General features: G+C 73.7%; 17 protein-coding genes and 1 pseudogene. 9 read left to right on the top strand and 9 right to left on the bottom strand.

From position 1 onward, the window contains the following. The first annotated feature begins 267 nt into the window (after positions 1–267). Positions 268–855, top strand: coding sequence for an O-methyltransferase (locus AB0L34_RS07825; RefSeq protein ID WP_357457343.1), 588 nt, complete (start codon positions 268–270; stop codon positions 853–855). Positions 856–894: 39 nt separating this feature from the next. On the opposite strand, the gene AB0L34_RS07820 is transcribed toward AB0L34_RS07825, so the two are convergent. Together AB0L34_RS07820 and AB0L34_RS07815 are read right to left on the bottom strand one after the other, a co-directional pair. Then, on the bottom strand, positions 895–2,367 hold the full coding sequence (locus tag AB0L34_RS07820; protein WP_363702853.1) for a leucyl aminopeptidase family protein: 1,473 nt from the start codon (positions 2,365–2,367) through the stop codon (positions 895–897). A 129-nt stretch (positions 2,368–2,496) separates the two neighbouring features. After that, entirely contained in the window at positions 2,497–2,664 is a 168-nt protein-coding gene (locus AB0L34_RS07815) for a DUF3117 domain-containing protein (protein ID WP_007455245.1), read from the bottom strand. A gap of 190 nt (positions 2,665–2,854) precedes the next feature. Here AB0L34_RS07815 and AB0L34_RS07810 point away from each other — a divergent pair, with 190 nt between their 5' ends. Both AB0L34_RS07810 and AB0L34_RS07805 read left to right on the top strand, forming a co-directional pair. Next, positions 2,855–3,679 carry a PaaX family transcriptional regulator C-terminal domain-containing protein gene (locus AB0L34_RS07810; RefSeq protein ID WP_357457123.1) on the top strand — a complete coding sequence of 275 codons (825 nt, stop codon included), beginning with the start codon at positions 2,855–2,857 and terminating at the stop codon, positions 3,677–3,679. Next, entirely contained in the window at positions 3,676–4,467 is a 792-nt protein-coding gene (locus AB0L34_RS07805; protein ID WP_363702851.1) for an enoyl-CoA hydratase-related protein, read from the top strand. Before AB0L34_RS07810 ends, AB0L34_RS07805 begins: the two co-directional genes overlap by 4 nt. A gap of 107 nt (positions 4,468–4,574) precedes the next feature. Here the strand turns inward: AB0L34_RS07805 and AB0L34_RS07800 are convergent, their stop codons facing one another. The 4 genes and pseudogenes from AB0L34_RS07800 to AB0L34_RS07785 all read right to left on the bottom strand — a co-directional run. Next, positions 4,575–5,198: a hypothetical protein gene (locus AB0L34_RS07800; RefSeq protein WP_357457119.1), complete on the bottom strand. Its 624-nt coding sequence runs from the start codon at positions 5,196–5,198 to the stop codon at positions 4,575–4,577. Positions 5,199–5,211: 13 nt separating this feature from the next. After that, entirely contained in the window at positions 5,212–5,793 is a 582-nt protein-coding gene (locus AB0L34_RS07795) for a DNA-3-methyladenine glycosylase I (protein ID WP_363702849.1), read from the bottom strand. 176 nt (positions 5,794–5,969) lie between these two features. Then, positions 5,970–6,467 carry an SRPBCC family protein gene (locus AB0L34_RS07790; protein WP_363702847.1) on the bottom strand — a complete coding sequence of 166 codons (498 nt, stop codon included), beginning with the start codon at positions 6,465–6,467 and terminating at the stop codon, positions 5,970–5,972. 440 nt (positions 6,468–6,907) lie between these two features. Continuing rightward, positions 6,908–7,267 (bottom strand): annotated as a pseudogene (locus AB0L34_RS07785) (DivIVA domain-containing protein); the annotation flags it as partial. A gap of 328 nt (positions 7,268–7,595) precedes the next feature. On the opposite strand from AB0L34_RS07785, the gene folP reads away from it, so the two are divergent. Next, positions 7,596–8,465 (top strand): dihydropteroate synthase, encoded by an 870-nt coding sequence (gene folP / locus AB0L34_RS07780; RefSeq protein ID WP_363702845.1) that lies wholly within the window; start codon positions 7,596–7,598, stop codon positions 8,463–8,465. Positions 8,466–8,562: 97 nt separating this feature from the next. On the opposite strand, the gene ndhC is transcribed toward folP, so the two are convergent. After that, the gene (gene ndhC / locus AB0L34_RS07775) at positions 8,563–8,940 is read right to left on the bottom strand and encodes an NADH-quinone oxidoreductase subunit A (protein WP_357457109.1); all 378 of its coding nucleotides are present in this window, start codon (positions 8,938–8,940) and stop codon (positions 8,563–8,565) included. Between the two features lie 124 nt (positions 8,941–9,064). On the opposite strand from ndhC, the gene AB0L34_RS07770 reads away from it, so the two are divergent. From AB0L34_RS07770 to AB0L34_RS07760, 3 genes are all read left to right on the top strand, one after another. Next, a complete protein-coding gene (locus tag AB0L34_RS07770; RefSeq protein ID WP_363702843.1) occupies positions 9,065–10,477 on the top strand; it encodes a hypothetical protein in 1,413 nt (470 codons plus the stop codon). 303 nt (positions 10,478–10,780) lie between these two features. Then, a complete protein-coding gene (locus AB0L34_RS07765; RefSeq protein ID WP_363702841.1) occupies positions 10,781–12,628 on the top strand; it encodes a 2-oxoacid:acceptor oxidoreductase subunit alpha in 1,848 nt (615 codons plus the stop codon). Continuing rightward, on the top strand, positions 12,621–13,655 hold the full coding sequence (locus AB0L34_RS07760) for a 2-oxoacid:ferredoxin oxidoreductase subunit beta (RefSeq protein ID WP_350701533.1): 1,035 nt from the start codon (positions 12,621–12,623) through the stop codon (positions 13,653–13,655). The genes AB0L34_RS07765 and AB0L34_RS07760 overlap by 8 nt, the downstream gene beginning before the upstream one ends. Before the next feature lie 124 nt (positions 13,656–13,779). On the opposite strand, the gene AB0L34_RS07755 is transcribed toward AB0L34_RS07760, so the two are convergent. Both AB0L34_RS07755 and AB0L34_RS07750 read right to left on the bottom strand, forming a co-directional pair. Beyond that, positions 13,780–15,579: a trypsin-like serine protease gene (locus AB0L34_RS07755; RefSeq protein ID WP_363702839.1), complete on the bottom strand. Its 1,800-nt coding sequence runs from the start codon at positions 15,577–15,579 to the stop codon at positions 13,780–13,782. Between the two features lie 349 nt (positions 15,580–15,928). Continuing rightward, positions 15,929–16,942, bottom strand: coding sequence for an NAD-binding protein (locus AB0L34_RS07750; RefSeq protein ID WP_357693958.1), 1,014 nt, complete (start codon positions 16,940–16,942; stop codon positions 15,929–15,931). A 261-nt stretch (positions 16,943–17,203) separates the two neighbouring features. On the opposite strand from AB0L34_RS07750, the gene AB0L34_RS07745 reads away from it, so the two are divergent. Then, positions 17,204–17,728, top strand: coding sequence for a helix-turn-helix domain-containing protein (locus AB0L34_RS07745; RefSeq protein ID WP_363702837.1), 525 nt, complete (start codon positions 17,204–17,206; stop codon positions 17,726–17,728). 135 nt (positions 17,729–17,863) lie between these two features. Next, positions 17,864–18,463, top strand: coding sequence for an ATP-dependent Clp protease proteolytic subunit (locus tag AB0L34_RS07740; protein ID WP_350701539.1), 600 nt, complete (start codon positions 17,864–17,866; stop codon positions 18,461–18,463). Positions 18,464–18,659: the final 196 nt, after the last annotated feature.

Below are 18,659 nucleotides of genomic sequence, written 5' to 3'. Positions count from 1 at the left end.
CACGCCACGGAACCGGCGAGGGGGCCGCCCGGTCGCGATCGACGGAATACCGCTTCCAGGATTACACGGATGCCACGTACTCAGTCACCGGTTGCCGGCCGTGATCGTCGGGTGGCGGACGCGCGGCTGCGTCCGTTCGACGTCGCCTCTAGGCTCACAGTGCCCACCCGCCCCCGCACCACTCGCGACGCCCGGAGGTGTCCCATCGCCACGGTCGCCGGTTCCGGCAGTTCGACGACCCAGGCCCTGCAGTTCGCCGAGTCCTACGTGACCGAGGACCTCGTACTGCGCACCGCCCGCAGCCTGGCCCGGGAGGTCGGCCTCGACGCGGTCACCCCCGGCGCCGGCGCGGCGCTGCGGCTGCTCGCCGCCGCCGGCAGCGCCCGCGCCGTGGTGGAGATCGGCACCGGCACCGGGGTCAGCGGGGTCTGGCTGCTGCGCGGCATGCGCGCCGACGGCGTACTCACCACGATCGACGTGGAGGTGGAGCACCAGCGCATCGCCCGTCGGATCTTCGCCGAGGCGGGCTTCGCCGCCGGCCGGACCCGGATCATCACCGGCCGGGCGCTGGACGTGCTCCCCCGCCTCGCCGACGGCGCGTACGACCTGGTCTTCGTGGACGCCGAGTCGACCGGGTTCGCCGCCTGCGTGGACGCGGCGCTGCGGCTGCTGCGGCCCGGCGGCGTGCTGGCGCTCAACGGCATGCTGGCCGACGGCCGGATCGGCGACCCCGCCGCCCGGGACGTCGAGACGGTCACCATCCGCGAGACGATCAAGGCGGTCCGGGAGTCGGAACACTGGACCCCGGCGCTGCTGCCGGTCGGCCACGGGGTGCTCGCCGCCGTCAAGTGCTGACCGGGCGCCGGCCCGCCGGAGGCCGGCGCCGCCCGGCGGTCAGCCCAGCGTCCCCAGCCAGCGCAGCAGCGAGCGTACGCCCCAGCCGGTCGCGCCCTTGGTCAGCTCGGCGTCGTCGCCGTCGGCCCACGACGGCGCGGACATGTCCACGTGCAGCCACCGGTCGCGCAGCTCGCCGGTGAACTCGCGCAGGTAGAGGGCGGCCATCACCGAGCCCGCGCCCCGGTCCGGCGAACTGTGCAGGTCGGCCAGGTCGCTGCCGAGGTGCTCGGTGTAGTCGGCGGGCAGCGGCATCCGCCAGGCCGCCTCGCCGGCGGCCCCGATCGCGGCCAGCACGTCGGCGGCGAGTCCGTCGTTCTCGCTGTAGAGCGCGCCCATCCGCTTGCCCAGCGCGACCGCGTTCGCCCCGGTCAGCGTGGCGAGGTCCACCAGCAGGTCGGGCTTGAGCTGGGCGACGGCGTAGGCGAGCGCGTCGGCGAGGACCAGCCGCCCCTCGGCGTCGGAGTTGGTGGTCTCGCTGGTCGTGCCGCCGTAGTGGCGGACGATGTCGCCGGGGCGGAACGCCGAGCCGCTGAGCATGTTCTCCGCCAGCGGCGCGAGCGTGGTGACCCGGACGGGCAGGCGCAGCGCCGCCGCGCCGAGGGTGGCCGCGACCACCGCCGCCGCGCCGGCCATGTCCTTGCGCATCAGCTTCATCGCCGGCACCGGCTTGATCGAGATGCCGCCGGTGTCGAAGGTGATCCCCTTGCCCACCAGCACCACGTGCGTACGCGCGCCGGCCGGTCGCCAGTCCAGCTCGACCAGGCGCGGCGCGCTGGCCGAGCCGCCGCCGACCGCGAGGATGCCGCCGAAGCCCTCCGCCGCCAGCTCCTCCGGGCCGCGTACCCGCAGGTGCAGGTCCGGCACGTCGACCTCGGCCGCGGCGAGCGCGACCTGGCTGGCGAACCACTCCGGGTTCTTGACCGACGACGGGGTGTTGGTGAGGTCGCGGGCGAACCTGGTCATCCGGGCGGTCGTGCCGGCGGCCTCCACGGCCGGCGCGTACGCGTCCGGGTCGGCCACCACGACGTCGACCCCGGCCAGCGCCGCGGCGGCGCCCGCCTCGGTCAGCCGGAACCGGTACGACGCCAGCAGCAGCCCCTCGACCAGCCCGCGTACGGCCGCCGAGGTGGCCCCGGCCGGCATGGCCAGAGTGACGCGCGTCTCATCCCCGGCGGCACGGGCGAGTGCCGCGCCGGCCGTCCGCCACTCCGCCTCGTCGCCCTCGCCGATCCCGAGCAGCAGCAGCCGGCCGGGGTCGCGCCCGGGCCGGAGGTGCACCTGGACCTCGCCGGGCCGCCCGGTCGCGCGCGCGGCAGGGACCAGGGCGGCGGCCTCCTCGGCCACGCCGTCGGGCAGCGCCACGTCGGTCGGGACCGGCCGGGCCGGGGCGTCGTCGGCCGCGGCGGGCCGCACGGGCAGCACGAGGACGTCGGGCCGTTCCGGCTCGACGAGCAGACGAATGGCGAGCACGCGGAGCCGTACCTCCAGGAAAGCTCGCGGAGCCGGGCTCCGCGGGGAATGAAGACCCTGAGCCACCGGCCGGGCCGGTGGCTCAGGGGTTGACGAAACGTCCACGCGGGCGCGCGGACCGCTCCTCGGTCAGCCGGCAGCCGCCTTGAGCGCGTCACCGAGCGCGTTGGCCTCGTCGGGAGTCATCTCGACGACGAGCCGGCCACCGCCCTCCAGCGGGACCCGCATGACGATGCCCCGGCCCTCCTTGGTGACTTCCAGCGGACCGTCGCCCGTCCGCGGCTTCATCGCCGCCATGTTGTCTCCCCTCAGACCTACACCAGGGTCGGTGGGTTGCCCCACAGCCACTTCGTCTTGACCACCCGCAACGTACGCGGGGGTGTCGACCAACGATTTTCCCTGATGAACACCGCCGGACCCAAACCGAAGCAGCATTGATGTAACAGCATCTAGCTTATCCTGAGAATGCCTGTCACAATGTGCGGTCATGCAGGCACGGTCGGCACTCTTCGACCTGTACGGCGACCACCTCCGGGCGAGGGGCGGCCGGGCACCCGTCGCCGCCCTGGTCAGGCTGCTGGCACCGCTCGGGATCGCCCCGCCCGCCGTGCGTACGGCGGTCTCCCGGATGGTCCGCCAGGGGTGGCTGGACCCGTGCCGGCTCACCTCCGGCCCGGGATATTCGATCACACCGAAAGCCGCCCGCCGACTGGACGAGGCAGCCGCCCGGATCTACCGGACCGGCCGGATCACCTGGGACGGCCGGTTCGACCTGCTGGTGCTGGAGGCGCCCGCCGCGCGGCGGGAACGCCAACGCCTCGCCGCCAACCTGACCTTCCTCGGCTACGGGGCCCTGGACGACTGCACCTGGGTGGCCACCCGCCCCGGCGAGGACGTGGACGTGCTGCTCGACGAGGCGGGCGTGCGCTACGAACGGTTCACCGCCGCGCACACCTCCGGCACCCCCGGCGCGATGGGCGTCGTACGCCGCGCCTGGAACCTGACCGAGATCGGCCAGGCGTACGAGCAGTTCGTCGCCGAGCAGCGGCCGCTGCTGGCCGGCGTCACCGTACGCAGCCAGGACGAGGAGGCGTACGCCGCCCGGTTCCGGCTCGTGCACGCGTGGCGTACCTTCCTCTTCCGGGACCCCCAGCTGCCGCCGGCGCTGCTCCCCGAACGCTGGCCCGGCACCGCCGCGGCCAGTTTCTTCGACCGACACGCGGCCCGGCTGCGGCCGGCCGCCGACCGGTACGTCGAGCAGTGCCTCGACGCCGGCAACCGCCTCGCCCGACAGAAGGGTCGTGAGACGTGACCGAGCCCCTGCTCGTCGACCGCACCGACGCCGTCGTCACCCTGACGCTGAACCGCCCGACGGCGATGAACGCGCTCGACGTGGCTCTCAAGGAGGCGCTGCGGGACACCCTGGCGGAGTTGGAGACCGACCGCTCCTGCCGGGCCGTGGTGCTCGCCGGCGCGGGCCAGTCGTTCAGCGCCGGCCAGGACCTGCGCGAGCACGTGCAGACGCTGGAGTCCACCGACGGCAACCCGCTGGACACCGTCCGGGCGCACTACAACCCGATCGCCGCCCGGCTGGCCAACCTGCCGAAGCCGGTGGTCGCGGCGGTGCGGGGGATGGCCGCCGGGGCGGGCGCGTCGCTCGCCTTCCTGGCCGACATCCGCATCGGCGGGCCGTCGACCAGCTTCCTGATGGCCTTCGCCAGGGTCGGGCTCGCCGCCGACACCGGCGCCTCCTGGACGCTGCCCCGGCTGGTCGGCCACGCCAAGGCGGTCGAGCTGCTGATGCTGGCCGAGCCGGTGCACGCGGCGGAGGCCTGCCAGCTCGGGCTGCTCAACCGCCTGGTGGCGGACGACGAGCAGGTGCTGCCGACCGCACAGGAGCTGGCCGCCCGGCTGGCCGCCGGCCCGACCGTCGCGTACGGGGCGATCAAGCGGCAGCTCTCCATCGCCGACGCGGGCACCCTCGCCGACGCCCTCGCCGCCGAGGCGCAGGCGCAGTCGATCTGCGGGGGCACCGCCGACCACCGGACCGCCACCGTCGCCTTCGTCAACAAGCAGAAGCCGGTCTTCGAGGGCCGCTGACGTCTCCGGCTCCGCCCGGGCGGCGCGTCGCAACCGCCCGGGCGGCCAGGCATCGGCGGCAACCGCCCCCGACCCGGCGTCGTCGTGGCGACCTCACCCCGGTCAGGTCAGTCGTCCTCCTCCGGATCCTGGTTGGCCTCCGCGCCGAGCACGAACGCCTGCATGGCCAGCTCGTCGCCGGAGGGCGAGACGAAGGCGGGCAGCTCGCGCGGCCCCAGCTCCTGCACGTACGCCCAGAACAGCCGGACCGCCTCGGCGGGCGAGGCGGCCTCGATCGGCAGGTCGAGGCTGACCAGCCAGGAACGCCGCTGCGGCGGCGGGCCGAGCTTGTCGGCCAACTCCCGGAACACCGTGGGGTCGAGCGCGGTCACCGGCCCGTCGAGCGTCACCGCCCCGGCCGGCACCGGCTCGTCGAAGGCCCGCCGGGTGTACGCCACCACCAGCGGCGCCTCGCCCCGGTCGGAGAGCGGATCCTCCGGGTCCTCCCGCTCCTGTCCGCTGGCCGCGGCGACCCGACCCAGCGCCACCAGCCGTGGCGGCTCGTCGGCCAGCACCGCCACCCGGTCGCCGGGGCGGGGCCGGTCGGCGTCGGCCAGGCCGGTCAGTTCGAGCGTGTCGTGGTGGACGAGCCGCTCGGCCTCGTAGCGCCCGCCGGGCAGCAGCACGGCCCAGGCGCCCGTGCCGTCGGCGTGGGCCGCCCCGTCCACCCGGTGCGCGGTGTCGGTCGTCATGGCCTCCATCCCATCACGCCGCCCGCGCCGCCACGACGTGGCAGCCCGCAAGGTGGTCGTCGACCATCCCGGTGGCCTGCATCAGCGCGTAGGCCGTGGTGGGGCCGACGAACCGGAAGCCGCGCTTCTTGAGCGCCTTGGCCATCGTGGTGGACTCCGCGGTCAGGGCGGGCACCTGCGCGAAGGACGTGGGCCGGGTCGGGCGGGGCGGTGGGGCGAAGGACCAGAGCAGCGCGGAGAGCCCCTCGGGCAGCTCCAGCGCCGCCCGGGCGTTGGCGATCGCCGCCTCGATCTTGGCCCGGTTGCGGACGATGCCGGCGTCGCCGAGCAGCCGGGCCACGTCGGCCTCGCCGTAGCCGGCCACCGTCTCGATCCGGAACTCGTCGAAGGCCAGCCGGAACGCCGGGCGCTTGCGGAGGATGGTCAGCCAGGACAGCCCCGACTGGAACGCCTCCAGCGTGATCCGTTCGTAGAGCGCGTCGTCGCCGTGCAGGGGGCGGCCCCACTCGGTGTCGTGGTAGGCGGCGTAGTCCGGGGTGCTGGTCCCCCAGCCGCAGCGCGGCAGCCCGTCGGCGCCGATCACCAGGTCAGTCACGCGTCCACGCTAGGGCACGGGCCCGACGGCCCGTCGCCTGCGGCCGCCCTCCGGCGTCCGTACGCGCGCCGCGGGCACGGCTCGGTCAGCCCGAGGTCAATGAGATCGGGGTATCCCGGCCGGGTCGACACCCCCACTGTCAGGGATGTCGAGTCGATCACGCAATCGTCCGGCGGTCAGGGCAGGCGGCCCTGCTCGACCAGCCGGCCGAACTTCTTCAGTGCCTGGGTCAGGCCGAACTTCGAGCCGGGCCACAGCACCGGCCGGGCCACCCGCCCGGCCGGGCCGCCGGGCAGGTGGAACCACTCGTGCCAGACCACCTGGGTGCGGTCCCGGGCCAGCGGCGTGCAGCGCAGCACGCCGGGGCCGCGCAGCAGCTTCCCGCAGTGCACCACCCGGACCTCGTAGGGCGCGTCCACCCGGACCACCCGCATCTCGTCGCGCAGCACGGCCGGGCCGAGCGCGGTCACCGCCTCGACGAGGCTGCCCTCGCCGCCGTCCCCCTCGACCACCCGGACGGTGGTGAACGGGATCCAGTCCGACTGTCGCTCCCAGGCCGTCAGCGCCGCGAAGACCCGCTCCGCCGGCGCGTCGACGATCACCGTGGCGGTGACCTCGCCCGCGCCGGGCTGCGCCGCCTCGCGCAGGTCGTCGCCGCCCACGGGCCCGGTCACGCCGACTCCGACCGGACCACCGGCCCCTGCCGCCCGACGTCGCCCGCCGGCGCCGTCGTGTCGTCGTCGCCCGAAGGTGCCGTCACCCGGTCGTCGCCCGACGGTGACATCGCCCGGTCGTCGCCGGTCAGGTCCTCGCGCCGGGGCTCACGTGGTTCTCCCCCGGCGGCGACGCGGCCGGTCCGGTCCCCGGTGCCGTCGCCGCCCGCCGGGGCGGCGGGCGCGTCGTCGGGGCGCCCGGTGGCGTCGGCGCCCGGAACCGACGCCGCCCGCCCGGTCGACCCGGCCGGCGTCGCGTCACCCGTCGCCGGTCCGGTGCCCGGGTCCGCGAACGCCGGGATCGGCTCGACGACCAGGTGCCGTTCCCCGGCGGCGTCCGGCCGGTCGGCCCCGACCGGCACCGTTCCCCGGGCCTGCGGCGACGCCTCGCTGGCGGTCGTCCCGGCCGCCTGCTCCCGGGCGCGGCGCAGGGCGTCGGCGTCCGCGGCCCGCCCCTCGCGCAGTGCGGCGACCTCCGCCTCCAGCACGCCGACGAGCTCGGACTTGTAGCCGATGTCGTAGGCCGCCCGGCGCATCGCCTGGTCGACCTGGTCCATCCGGTAGCCGCGCAGCGCCGTGTCGAACCGGACCTCACCCACGTCGGCCTCGCGGAGCGGGCGGGTGGCCGGCAGCGGCACGGCGCGCCCGTCCGGCTCGGCCGGCGTCAGGCCGGGATCCCGGCCGGTGACCAGCACGGTCACACCGAACACCACGGCCCCGACGGTCAGCGCGACGACAAGCAGGAGCAGAACCTGATCCATGCACAGATCGTGGCATGTCGAAGGGGCCGGAGCGACCCCACCACCCCCACCGCCGCACCGGAGCGGGCGGCGGGACCTGGGCCGAGGGTGAGGTCGACGCCCGCCGGGACCACCGGGGGCGCGGGCCGCCGCTCGACAGGGCGTGACGACACGCCGACGACACGTGGGGCGCGACGGCGGGCGGAGCCCCACCCGGTCGGTGACCGCGCCATTGACGCTGACGACGCGGCGACGGCCGGCCGGCCGGGCCCGGCGACGTCGGACCGGATAGCGTCGTGATCGGCCGGCGACGGGGACGGGACGACGGCGCGGACCTTCAGGAGGCGGTATGGCCGGGGCGCTTCGGCTCGGTGGGCGGACGTTCGGCCCGGGCGAGCTGGTGGTGATGGCGATCGTCAACCGGACGCCGGACTCGTTCTTCGACCGGGGCGCGACCTTCGCCCAGGACAGCGCGCTGCGCGCCGTGGAGCGGGCGGTCGAGGAGGGCGCCGAGATCATCGACATCGGCGGGGTCAAGGCCGGCCCGGGCGCCGAGGTCGACGTCGCCGAGGAGATCCGACGCACGGTGGCGACCATCGCCGCCGTCCGGGCCGCCTTCCCCGACGTGGTGATCTCGATCGACACCTGGCGGGCCGAGGTCGCGGTGGAGGCGGTGGCCGCGGGCGCCGACCTGCTCAACGACACCTGGTCCGGCGCCGACCCGGCACTGGCCCGGGTGGCGGCGGAGACCGGCGCCGGGCTGGTCTGCTCGCACGCCGGTGGTCTGGCGCCCCGGACCCGGCCGCACCGGGCGGCCTTCCCCGACGTGGTGGCCGACGTGGTCACGACGGTGACCGGGCTCGCCGAGCGCGCGGTCGGGCTGGGCGTACGGGCCGACGGGATCCTGATCGACCCGGCGCACGACTTCGGCAAGAACACCCGTCACTCGCTGGAGATCACCCGCCGGCTCGACGAGCTCACCGACACCGGCTGGCCGCTGCTGGTCGCCCTGTCGAACAAGGACTTCGTCGGCGAGACGCTGGACCTGCCGGTGGCCGAGCGGCTGGAGGGGACGCTGGCGGCCACCGCCGTCTCCGCCTGGCTGGGCGCCCGGGTGTTCCGGGCGCACCAGGTACGCCCCACCCGCCGGGTGCTCGACATGGTCGCGTCGATCCGCGGTGACCGCCCGCCCGCGGCGACCCGGCGCGGCCTGGCCTGACCACGACGACCTCGCCCGGCCCGACCTGACCACGGCCGACACGGGCGGTGGGAGCCGGACGATCACCAGCGCCCGGGCCGGTCGGGCTCGGGTCAGGTCAGGTCCAGCGCAGGATGTTCTTCCGCCAGGCGTAGAGGATGCCGAGCGCCAGCACCGCGACGAAGACCGCCATCTCCACGACCGTCACCATCCCGAACCCCGGCCGGTCGAAGACCACCGCCCAGGGGAAGAGGAACACGGACTCCACGGCGAACAACACGTAGAGATACGCGTACACGTAGTAACGGATCTGCATCTGGGCCCAGTCGGCGCCAACGGGGTCGAGGCCGCACTCGTAGCTGGCCCGCTTGCCGTGGGGATCGGCCGGACGGGCAGGACGTAACACCCGATTGGCCGAGAACGCCGTAACGAAGAAGAGGACGCTGGCGAGCAGCAGGAGCCCGAGCGTCGCGTACGAGCCCAGGTAACCGGTCACGGTCGATCAGCCTACCGCCCCGCGCGGCCGGCCGAGCGTTACGGACTTGTTTCCGGGCGGGACTAGTGCCAGTGGACAACAGTTGCCGAATATTGGAACCCTCACTCATCGTCACGGAGGACAGATGGCCCGCGTGGACGTACGGCCCGGCCGACGGGCGTGTGACCGGCGTACCGTTCCCCTGCTGGCGATCTCCCTCGCGGTCGGGCTCACGGTCGCCGCGGTGCCGGGCTGGGCGGCTGCGGCCCCCACCGCCGCCCGGGTCGCCGCCGCCACCACGGACCCGGCCGGCGAGCCCGGCACGGAGCCGTCGACGGCGGACCCGACGGACACCGGGCCGGTGCCCAGCGAGGCGCCGTCGACCACCTCTCCGCCGCCGGAGTCCACGCCGCCGGCCGGGACGACCGAGCCGACCCCGACGACCACGGCCCCGGAGGAGCCGGCGCCGACCACCGCCGCACCGACCCTCAGCGCGCCGCCGACGGCGCCGTCGGTTCCGCCGGCGCGCCCGAGCGCGCCCGCACCGGGCAGCCCGGCGGCCTCCCCGGCCGGCATCCACGTCACCACCGACGACATCACCCTGACCGCCTCCTACTGGAACGCGCCGAGCACCGTGACCGCGCTGCGGGTGACCGTCACCAACACCGGGGCGGCGCCCGCCCGGATCCGGCTCGCCTACACGCTCCCGGCCGGGCTGACCGACGCCGGCACCCGGGGCTGCGCCCACGTCGGCGGCGGGGCACACCGCTGCGGCGAGTGGACGAGCGCGCCGGGCGCCCGGTTCAGCACCCTGCTCCGCGTACGCGTGGCCGGCGACGCCTGGCGGCAGATGCCCCTCAGCGGCTCCGTCCGGGTCACCGCGACCGCCCCCGGCGCGGAGCCGACGCGCGACGACGAGGGTTTCGCCGTGCTCTTCCCGCCCGGCCCGCCGGTGCCCGGGATCAGGCTGGAGGCCGGCGAGGTCGCCTTCGACATCAGCGGCGGGGCGAGCGGGCTCGACGTACGCCTCGGCAACACCGGCCGGGTCGACGCCGACGGCCGGGTCGAGGTGGTCCTGCCGGCCGGGGTGACCGTGCCGGCGCCTCCGCCGGGCTGCACCGCCGCCGGCCCGACGCGGACCCGCTGCGACCTGGGCACGGTCCCCGCCGGCCGCGCCGCCCACCTGCGGCTGCCGGTGTCCGCGACGCCCGAGGCCCAGCGGACGGCCCCGCTGGCCGGCGCGGTGCTCGGCAAGCTCGACCCGCGCAGCGGCCGGGCCCGGCAGGTGCAGATGAGCTTCCGGATCACCGCTGCCGCGGCCCTGACCACCCCGGTGATCTCGCCGCCCGCCCCGACCGGGTCGCAGGGCGTGCTGGCCGCCGATTCCCCCACCCTGCGCGCCGGCGGGGGCGGCTCGGTGCGGCAGACCGCGATCATCCTGATCGCCGTCTCCACCCTGCTGGTGGTGCTGGCCCTCACGCTGGCGACCACCTCCCTGCGGCGGCGGCTGGGCGCCCCGGTGCCGGAGCCGACGACGGCACCCGCGCCGACGGACTGACCCGGGCAGCCGGTCACCCGACCCGGATCGCGGGCACCCCGGTGATCTGGATTACGGCGGGCGGGCGGAAACACCGCAAACCGGGGTGGAACCCCGCACGATCGGCTCCCACAAGGCGGCCTACAAGAAAGTTGGAAGGACGATCCGACGTAGGCTCTCAGGTGAGGAACTACGGCGGACCGGGCCTGCCCCACGCGGGTCCGGTGCAGCGGTGCGTCAAGGAGGTCACGTGGCCGGGCTAGGCGAGGTCACCATCATGTTCAGCCGCCCGCGCGACCGCGCACAGCGAAGCGAGGTGCAGGCGTGACCAAGCAGATCCGTCAACTGGACCGGGTGGTGATCCGGTTCGCCGGCGACTCCGGCGACGGCATGCAGCTCACCGGCGACCGGTTCACCTCGGAGACCGCGCAGCTGGGCAACGACATCTCCACGTTGCCGAACTTCCCGGCGGAGATCCGGGCCCCCGCCGGCACCCTGCCGGGCGTGTCGAGCTTCCAGGTGCACTTCGCCGACTACGACATCCTGACCCCCGGCGACGCGCCGAACGTGCTGGTGGCGATGAACCCGGCGGCGCTCAAGGCCAACCTCGTCGACCTGCCGCGCGGGGCGGACATCATCGTCAACACCGACGAGTTCACCAAGCGCAACCTGGCCAAGGTCGGTTACCAGGCGAACCCGCTCGACGACGACACGCTCGCCGGCTACGTGGTGCACCCGGTGGCGCTGACGTCGATGACGGTCGGCGCGCTCGCCGAGCACGACGTGTCCAAGAAGGACGCCGAGCGGGCCAAGAACATGTTCGCCCTCGGCCTGCTCTCCTGGATGTACAACCGGCCCTACGAGTCGACGCTGCGCTTCCTGGAGCGCAAGTTCGCCGCCCGCCCGGAGCTGGTCGCGGCGAACGTCGCGGCGTTCCGCGCCGGCTGGAACTTCGGCGAGACGACCGAGGACTTCGCGGTCCGCTACGAGGTCAAGCCGGCGAAGATGCAGCCGGGCACCTACCGCAACATCACCGGCAACGCCGCCCTGTCGCTCGGGCTGGTGGCCGCCGGCGTGCGCTCCGGGCTGCCGGTCTTCCTGGGCGCCTACCCGATCACCCCGGCCTCGGACATCCTGCACGAGCTGAGCAAGCACAAGCGCTTCGGCGTGCTCACCATGCAGGCCGAGGACGAGATCGCCGCGGTCGGCGCGGCGCTGGGCGCGTCCTACGGCGGCTCGCTCGGCGTCACCACCACCAGCGGCCCGGGCGTGGCGCTCAAGAGCGAGACGATCTCCCTCGCCGTGGCGCTGGAGCTGCCGCTGGTCATCGTCGACGTGCAGCGGGCCGGCCCCTCCACGGGCATGCCCACGAAGACCGAGCAGGCCGACCTCAACATGGCGCTCTACGGCCGCCACGGCGAGGCCCCGGTGGCGGTCATCGCGCCGCGGTCCCCGGCGGACTGCTTCCACGCGGCCATCGAGGCGGCCCGGATCGCGCTGACCTACCGCACCCCGGTCATCCTGCTGTCCGACAACTACGTCGCCAACGGGTCCGAGCCGTGGCTGCTGCCCGACGTCGAGTCGCTGCCCGACCTGCGGGTCGAGTTCGCCACGAAGCCCAACGGCGAGGACGGCACCACCTTCCTGCCGTACCTGCGCGACCCGGAGACCCTGGCCCGGCCGTGGGCCGTCCCGGGCACCGCCGGGCTCGAGCACCGCATCGGCGGCCTGGAGAAGGCCGACAAGACCGGCGACATCTCGTACGACCCGGCGAACCACGACTTCATGGTGCGCACCCGGGCGGCCCGGATCGAGACGATCCCGGTGCCGGACGTCGAGGTCGAGGACCCGAACGGCGACGCCCGGGTGCTGGTGCTCGGCTGGGGCTCGACGTACGGGCCGATCGGCGCGGCCTGCCGGGGCCTGCGCCAGCGCGGCCACTCCATCGCCCAGGCGCACCTGCGGCACCTCGCCCCGATGCCGGCCAACCTCGGCACGGTGCTGAGCTCCTACGACCGCGTGGTCATCCCCGAGATGAACCTCGGCCAGCTCGCCCACGTGATCCGGGCCAAGTACCTGGTCGACGCGATCGGCTACAACCAGGTCCGCGGCCTGCCGTTCACGGCCAACGAGCTGGAGACGATGCTGGAAGAGGTCCTGAAGAATGTCTGAGCCCGTCGCCCTCAAGCTCACCGCCAAGGACTTCAAGTCCGACCAGGAGGTGCGCTGGTGCCCCGGCTGCGGCGACTACGCGATCCTCGCCGCGATCCAGCAGTTCATGCCGGAGCTGAACATCCCGCGCGAGCGGATCGTCTTCGTCTCCGGCATCGGCTGCTCGTCCCGCTTCCCGTACTACATGAACACCTACGGGATGCACTCGATCCACGGCCGTGCCCCGGCGATCGCCACCGGCCTGTCGGCCAGCCGCCCTGACCTGTCGGTCTGGGTGGTCACCGGCGACGGTGACGCCCTCTCCATCGGCGGCAACCACCTGATCCACGCGCTGCGCCGCAACGTCAACCTGAAGATCCTGCTGTTCAACAACCGGATCTACGGCCTGACCAAGGGGCAGTACTCGCCGACCTCCGAGGTCGGCAAGATCACCAAGTCGACGCCGGCCGGCTCGGCCGACGCCCCGTTCAACCCGCTCTCGCTCGCCCTCGGCGCCGAGGCCACCTTCGTGGGCCGCACCATCGACTCCGACCGCAAGCACCTCCAGTCCGTGCTGCGGGCCGCGGCGGAGCACCAGGGCTCGGCGTTCGTGGAGATCTACCAGAACTGCAACATCTTCAACGACGGCGCGTTCGACCAGCTCAAGGAGCCGGCCACCCGGGACGACTACCTGATCCGGCTGGAGCACGGGCAGCCCATCACGTTCGGCAAGGACGGGCAGTTCTGCGTCGTGCACCCGCCCGGCGGGTTCGGCCTGGAGGTCCGGGAGACCGCCTCGGTCAGCCCCGGGGAGATCGTCGTGCACGACGCGACGGTCACCGACCCGGCGTACGCCTTCGCGCTGTCCCGGCTGCCCGGCCTCGACCTGCGGAACACCCCGATCGGGGTGTTCCGCTCGGTCGACCGCCCGTCCTACGACAGCGTGGTGCAGGGGCAGCTCGCCGCGGCGAGGGCGACGGTGACCGAGACCCCGGAGCAGCAGCTCGCCGGTCTCCTCGCCAGCGGGGACACCTGGACCATCCTCTGACCGGCGCGGCCGGTCGCCGCCCCGCGTGGGGAGTGACCGGCCGCCGCAACGCCAGGACGAAGAAGGGGCCCGCAACCGGTCGGTTGCGGGCCCCTTCGTTACTGCGCGGGAGTGGCTCCCCTGGTCAGAAGATCAGGTTGTAGCTGCCCCAGCCGCTGGAGATCACCTTGCCGCTCGCGTCGATCCACTGGCCCTTGCCGTTGGTCGTGTAGAGCCGCATCTGGTTGTTGCTGTTGACGCCCAGCATGTCCATCATGTTGTCGCCGTTCCAGTCGCCCGGCGTCATGATGTGCTTGAAGCCACCCCAGCCGCTGCCGATCTGGGTGCCGGCCGGGTTGGTCCAGCCACCCTTGCCGTCGGACTGGTACATCTTGAGGTAACCGGTCGAGGTGCGACCGATGATCACCTCAAGCCCGTCGCCCTTCCAGGCGCCCGGCGTGAGGAACAGGTTGAACCCGTTCCAGCCGGTGCCGATCCGGGTGCCCGCCGGGTTCTCCCAGCCGCCCGCACCGTTGCTGGTGTAGCGGATGAGGTCACCGTTGGACTTGCGGACCAGCAGGCTCGGGCGGTTGTTGCCCATCCAGTTGTTCGTCACCATGAGCGCGGTGAAGTTCGCCCAGCCGGTGCCGATCAGCTTGCCGCCACCGACGAAGTTGCCGCGGCCGTCGGTGTTGTAGATGTACAGCTCGCCGGTGGTCCTCAGCGACATGATGGACGGCCGCTTGTCGCCGTTCCAGTTGTAGACGCGGAAGACCCGCTTGGCGTTGCCCCAGCCCGCGTTGAGCTGCTTCGGCGCGTAGTAGAAGCCGCCGAACCCGTTGTTGGCGAACCCGGCGCCCTCGAAGAGCTTGAGGTTGCCGGCGCTGTCCCGGGCGATGAGGTCGGTGTGACCGTCGCCGCCCCAGTCGGCGTTGATCAGCGGCGGACGGGTCAGGTCCGCCTTGACCGTGTTTACGTAGTTGTTCAGCCGGACGTAGTAGCCCGGGCTCTCGCCGCACGGCATGAAGCCCCAGCTGGTGATGCCGACCTGCTTGCCGCCGACCATCAGCGGACCGCCGGAGTCGCCGCCGCACGTGTCGGTGCTCGGCACGCTGGGCGTGCCCGCCCCGGCGCAGGTCATCGCGTTCGGGTCGTACCCGTAGGTGCTGCAGACCGAGTCGGACCGCATGGGAACGGTCCCCTTGCGCAGGCGGCTGTCCGGGTTCTCCTCGTACGAGTCGGTCACGCCGTAGCCGGCGATGACCGCGCTCGTGCCCTCCTGGTACGGCGTCGCGTCGCCCTGCGTGCCCAGCGTCACCGGCGTGTACTCACCGGGCAGGTTCTGCTTGAGCGTCAGCACCGAGACGTCGTGCTTGATCGGGATCGTCTGGTCGTCGTAGACCGCGCTGATGTTCCAGCTCTGGTGGGTCCAGGTGGAACCGACCTCGGCGACGTACCCGCTGCCGCCGACGATGTTGCCGTTGCTGTCGACCAGTTGGTCGTTACCGGCGATGACACGGGTGGTGCCCGGGCCGTCGGCGGTGCAGTGCGCGGCCGTCAGCACCTTGTTGGGGGCGATGATCGTGCCGGTGCACCAGTACCAGTAGAACTCTCCGGCGTACTTGAAGCTGGTCACGATGCCGACGATGTAGGGGAACTCCGACGCGCTGGCGAACTCCCCCTTCACGATGCGCGGCGACGGACCCGTGCCGGTCTGGAACCGCGGTCCCTTGGCGCCCGGCGAGGGCAGCTCCAGCTTGCCCTTGTGCAGGTTCGGCAGCCTGTCCAGGTTCCTGGTCCCGGACTCGCTGGCCGCGTCGTACACGCCGTCCCCGGCGGGGGCGGCCTGAGCGACGGTAGCGGGCGCGACGAACGCCGCGCCGGCGAGGGCGAGGCCGACGACGCCGGCCGACCAACGCCGCCTGGCTCCTGCGGATGTTGCCACTTCAGCCACTGATTGATTTCCCGTCGTTCGATTAACGAGGTGCTCGGAACGGCTCAGCGGAGATGTTCCCGACCGGACGGGAAGACGACGATCGACGCGCGGGGCGTCAGCCCACGTGCGAAAGATGAAGCCCCCGTCGTGCCTGTGCCGTTGACGGCGCGTCGGCTGCGATCGATAACGCTCACCGGCGATTCCAAGCCGCCAAACGGTAGCAAACGAGCCGGCGCGGAAAAAGATCCGCGAAGACGATTCTCGGTCAGCCCAAAGGCTCGGACCGGGGCGGCCGTCCAGGGACGACCGCCCGGCGAGGCCGGCACAGCCCGCCCGGCGTCGGATGGCGCGGGGCCGGTCAGGGCGCGGTGGTCGCCTGAGGGCGGTCGTCGCGGACGTGGACGAGCATGTCGCCCGTCTCGATGACCGCGCCGGCCTTGTCGGCCAGCGTCACCACCTTGCCGCGCCGGACCAGGGCGATGACCAGCGAGTCCAGCTCTCGGGGGGAGCGGCCCACCTCGGCCCGCTCGGCGGAGCGCATCGCCAGCGCCATGCCCTGGCCGGGGGTGAGCAGGTCCTCCACCACGTCGATCAGCGGCGGGGCCGAGGTGGACAGGCCCAGCAGCCGGCCGGCGGTGGCCGAGGAGACGATCACGTGGTGCGCGCCGCTCTGCTTGAGCAGCGGGGCGTTCTCCGCCTCGCGGGCGGCGGCGATGATCCGCACCTGGCCGGCGGTGAGCTGCCGTACGGTCAGCGCCACCAGGACCGAGGCGTCGTCGCTGTCGGTCGCGATGATCACCGCTTTGGCGTTGCGGACGTGCGCCTCGTTCAGCACGGACGAGCGGGTCGCGGATCCCTCGATCGCCACCAGGCCGGCCGAGGTGGCCTGTCGCAGGGCCGGGCCGCTGCGTTCCACCACCACGATCCGGGACTTGTCCAGCCCGTTCTCCAGCAGGGCGGAGACCGCGCTGCGGCCCTTCGTGCCGTAGCCGCAGATGATGACGTGGTCCTTCACGGCTCTCCTCCACCGCGACAGGCGGCGCCCGGTGCGGTACTGCTCGGTCAGCACTTCGAGGGTGGTGCCGACCAGGATGATCAGGAAGATCACCCGGGCCGGCGTGATGTAGACGACGTTGACCAGCCGGGCCGTCTGGCTGACCGGGGTGACGTCGCCGTAGCCGGTGGTCGAAAGGGTGACCACCGTGTAGTAGAAGCAGTCGAGGAGGGTCATGCCGTCCTCGTTGACGTCGCGATAGCCGTCCCGGTCGAGGTAGACCACGGCGACGGTGGCGAAGACCAGGCCGATGGCGGCGGCAAGGCGGAGGCTCAGCGCGCTCAGCGGGCCCCGTCGCTGCGCGGGAAAGTGGATCACCTGATGACCTGCCCCGACTCCGTCGTCGCCTGCACGCCCACAACATAGCGGCCCGACGGGAATCCGTACGGCGGGGTCGCCGACGGGGCAACCGGTCGGGCGCCCGGACCCGGATGCCGCGGTGGCCGCGGGCGGGCAACCTGGACGCGCTGGTCCGCGCGGCGGCTCCCGTACGGGCGGCACGCCGACGGGCCGGTCCGCAGGGCCGGGACAGGGCATGATGGGGGTGTCCCCGACGGCGACCACGAGAGTGAGGCCCGCATGTCGTTGCTGCGACGAGTGATCGGCGGGGTGCTGCGCCGGCTCCGCCTGCGGCAGGGCCGCACGCTGCGCGAGGTGGCCGAGGCCGCCGGGGTGTCGGTGCCCTACCTGTCCGAGGTCGAACGCGGTCGGAAGGAAGCTTCTTCGGAGGTGCTCGCGGCGATCTGCCGGGCGCTCGGCATCCACCTGTCGGACCTGCTGGAGGAGGCGCGCGACGACCTGCGCCGCGTCGAGCCGCGCATCCCGGCGGCGCCCCGGGCGGAACTGGCCTCCGCCACGGCCGCTCCGGCCGGCACCGACCCGGTCGGGCCGGAGCGGGCGGACGCCCCCGACGCCACGCCGGTCGCCCGGGTCGGTCTCCGCACCGGCGGGCCGCTGCTGCACCTGGCTCCCCGGGCCGGCGGGCCGACCGTCCGGGCCGGACACTCCGCCTCCGCGCGCGGCGGTCACCCCGGGCCGCGTACCCGTGCGGTGCTCGGCTGCGGACGGTGCCGGTCGGGCCGACGGCGGCCGGCGGTCGTCTAGGCCCGGCCGCTTCCGCCCTCAGCGGATCTGCCGCCGGCAGAATTGTTACGGCGACGCGCCGTCCGACGGGCAGTCTGAAGGGGCCGGTCCCCCGGGCGCCTCCGGTCGCCCGCCGGCACTGTGGGAGGGCGCGCGATGATCGCTACGGGCGTACGCATGTTGGACGGTGGGCATCCGTCCTTCGACGACCAGGTGTTCAACCGGCTGTTGAAGGAGCGGATCATCTTCCTCGGCACCGAGGTGACCGACGAGTCGGCGAACCGGATCTGCGCCCAGATCCTGCTGCTCGCCGCCGAGGACGCGGACCGGGACATCTTCCTCTACATCAACTCGCCGGGCGGCTCGGTGAGCGCGGGGATGGCCGTCTACGACACCATGCGCTACGTCAAGAACGACGTGGCCACCCTGGCGCTCGGCCTGGCCGGCTCGATGGGGCAGTTCCTGCTCTGCGCCGGGGCGGCCGGGAAGCGTTACGCGCTGCCCCACTCGCGGATCATGATGCACCAGCCGTCCGGCGGGATGGGCGGCACGGCCGCGGACATCACCATCCAGGCCGAGAACATGCTGCACGTGAAGCGGACCATGCAGGAGCTGATCGCCCGGCACAGCGGGCGCACCCTCGACGAGATCCAGCAGGACTGGGACCGGGACCGGTGGTTCACCGCCGAGCAGGCCCGCGAGTACGGCCTCATCGACAAGGTGCTCACCAAGGTCGCCCAGCTGCCCGAAAGCTGACCGGCCGGCCGGGTCGGGCGGCGGCCGGGCGAGCGGGGCCGAGCCGGCACGGCAGCCGGACCGGCCGGCCCCGGCGGCCGGCACCACGGCGACGGGGGCGGCCGGGCGGTGACGCGCGGCGGGGGGGGGCGGAGGTCCCCCCCGCGGCCCCCCCGGGTGGGCCCCCTGGGCCGCGGGCACATCGCGCCGACGAGGA

The sequence above is a fragment of the Micromonospora sp. NPDC052213 genome, from assembly GCF_040679695.1.
GTDB lineage: Bacteria > Actinomycetota > Actinomycetes > Mycobacteriales > Micromonosporaceae > Micromonospora.
This window is presented reverse-complemented; position numbering and strand designations above follow the sequence as displayed.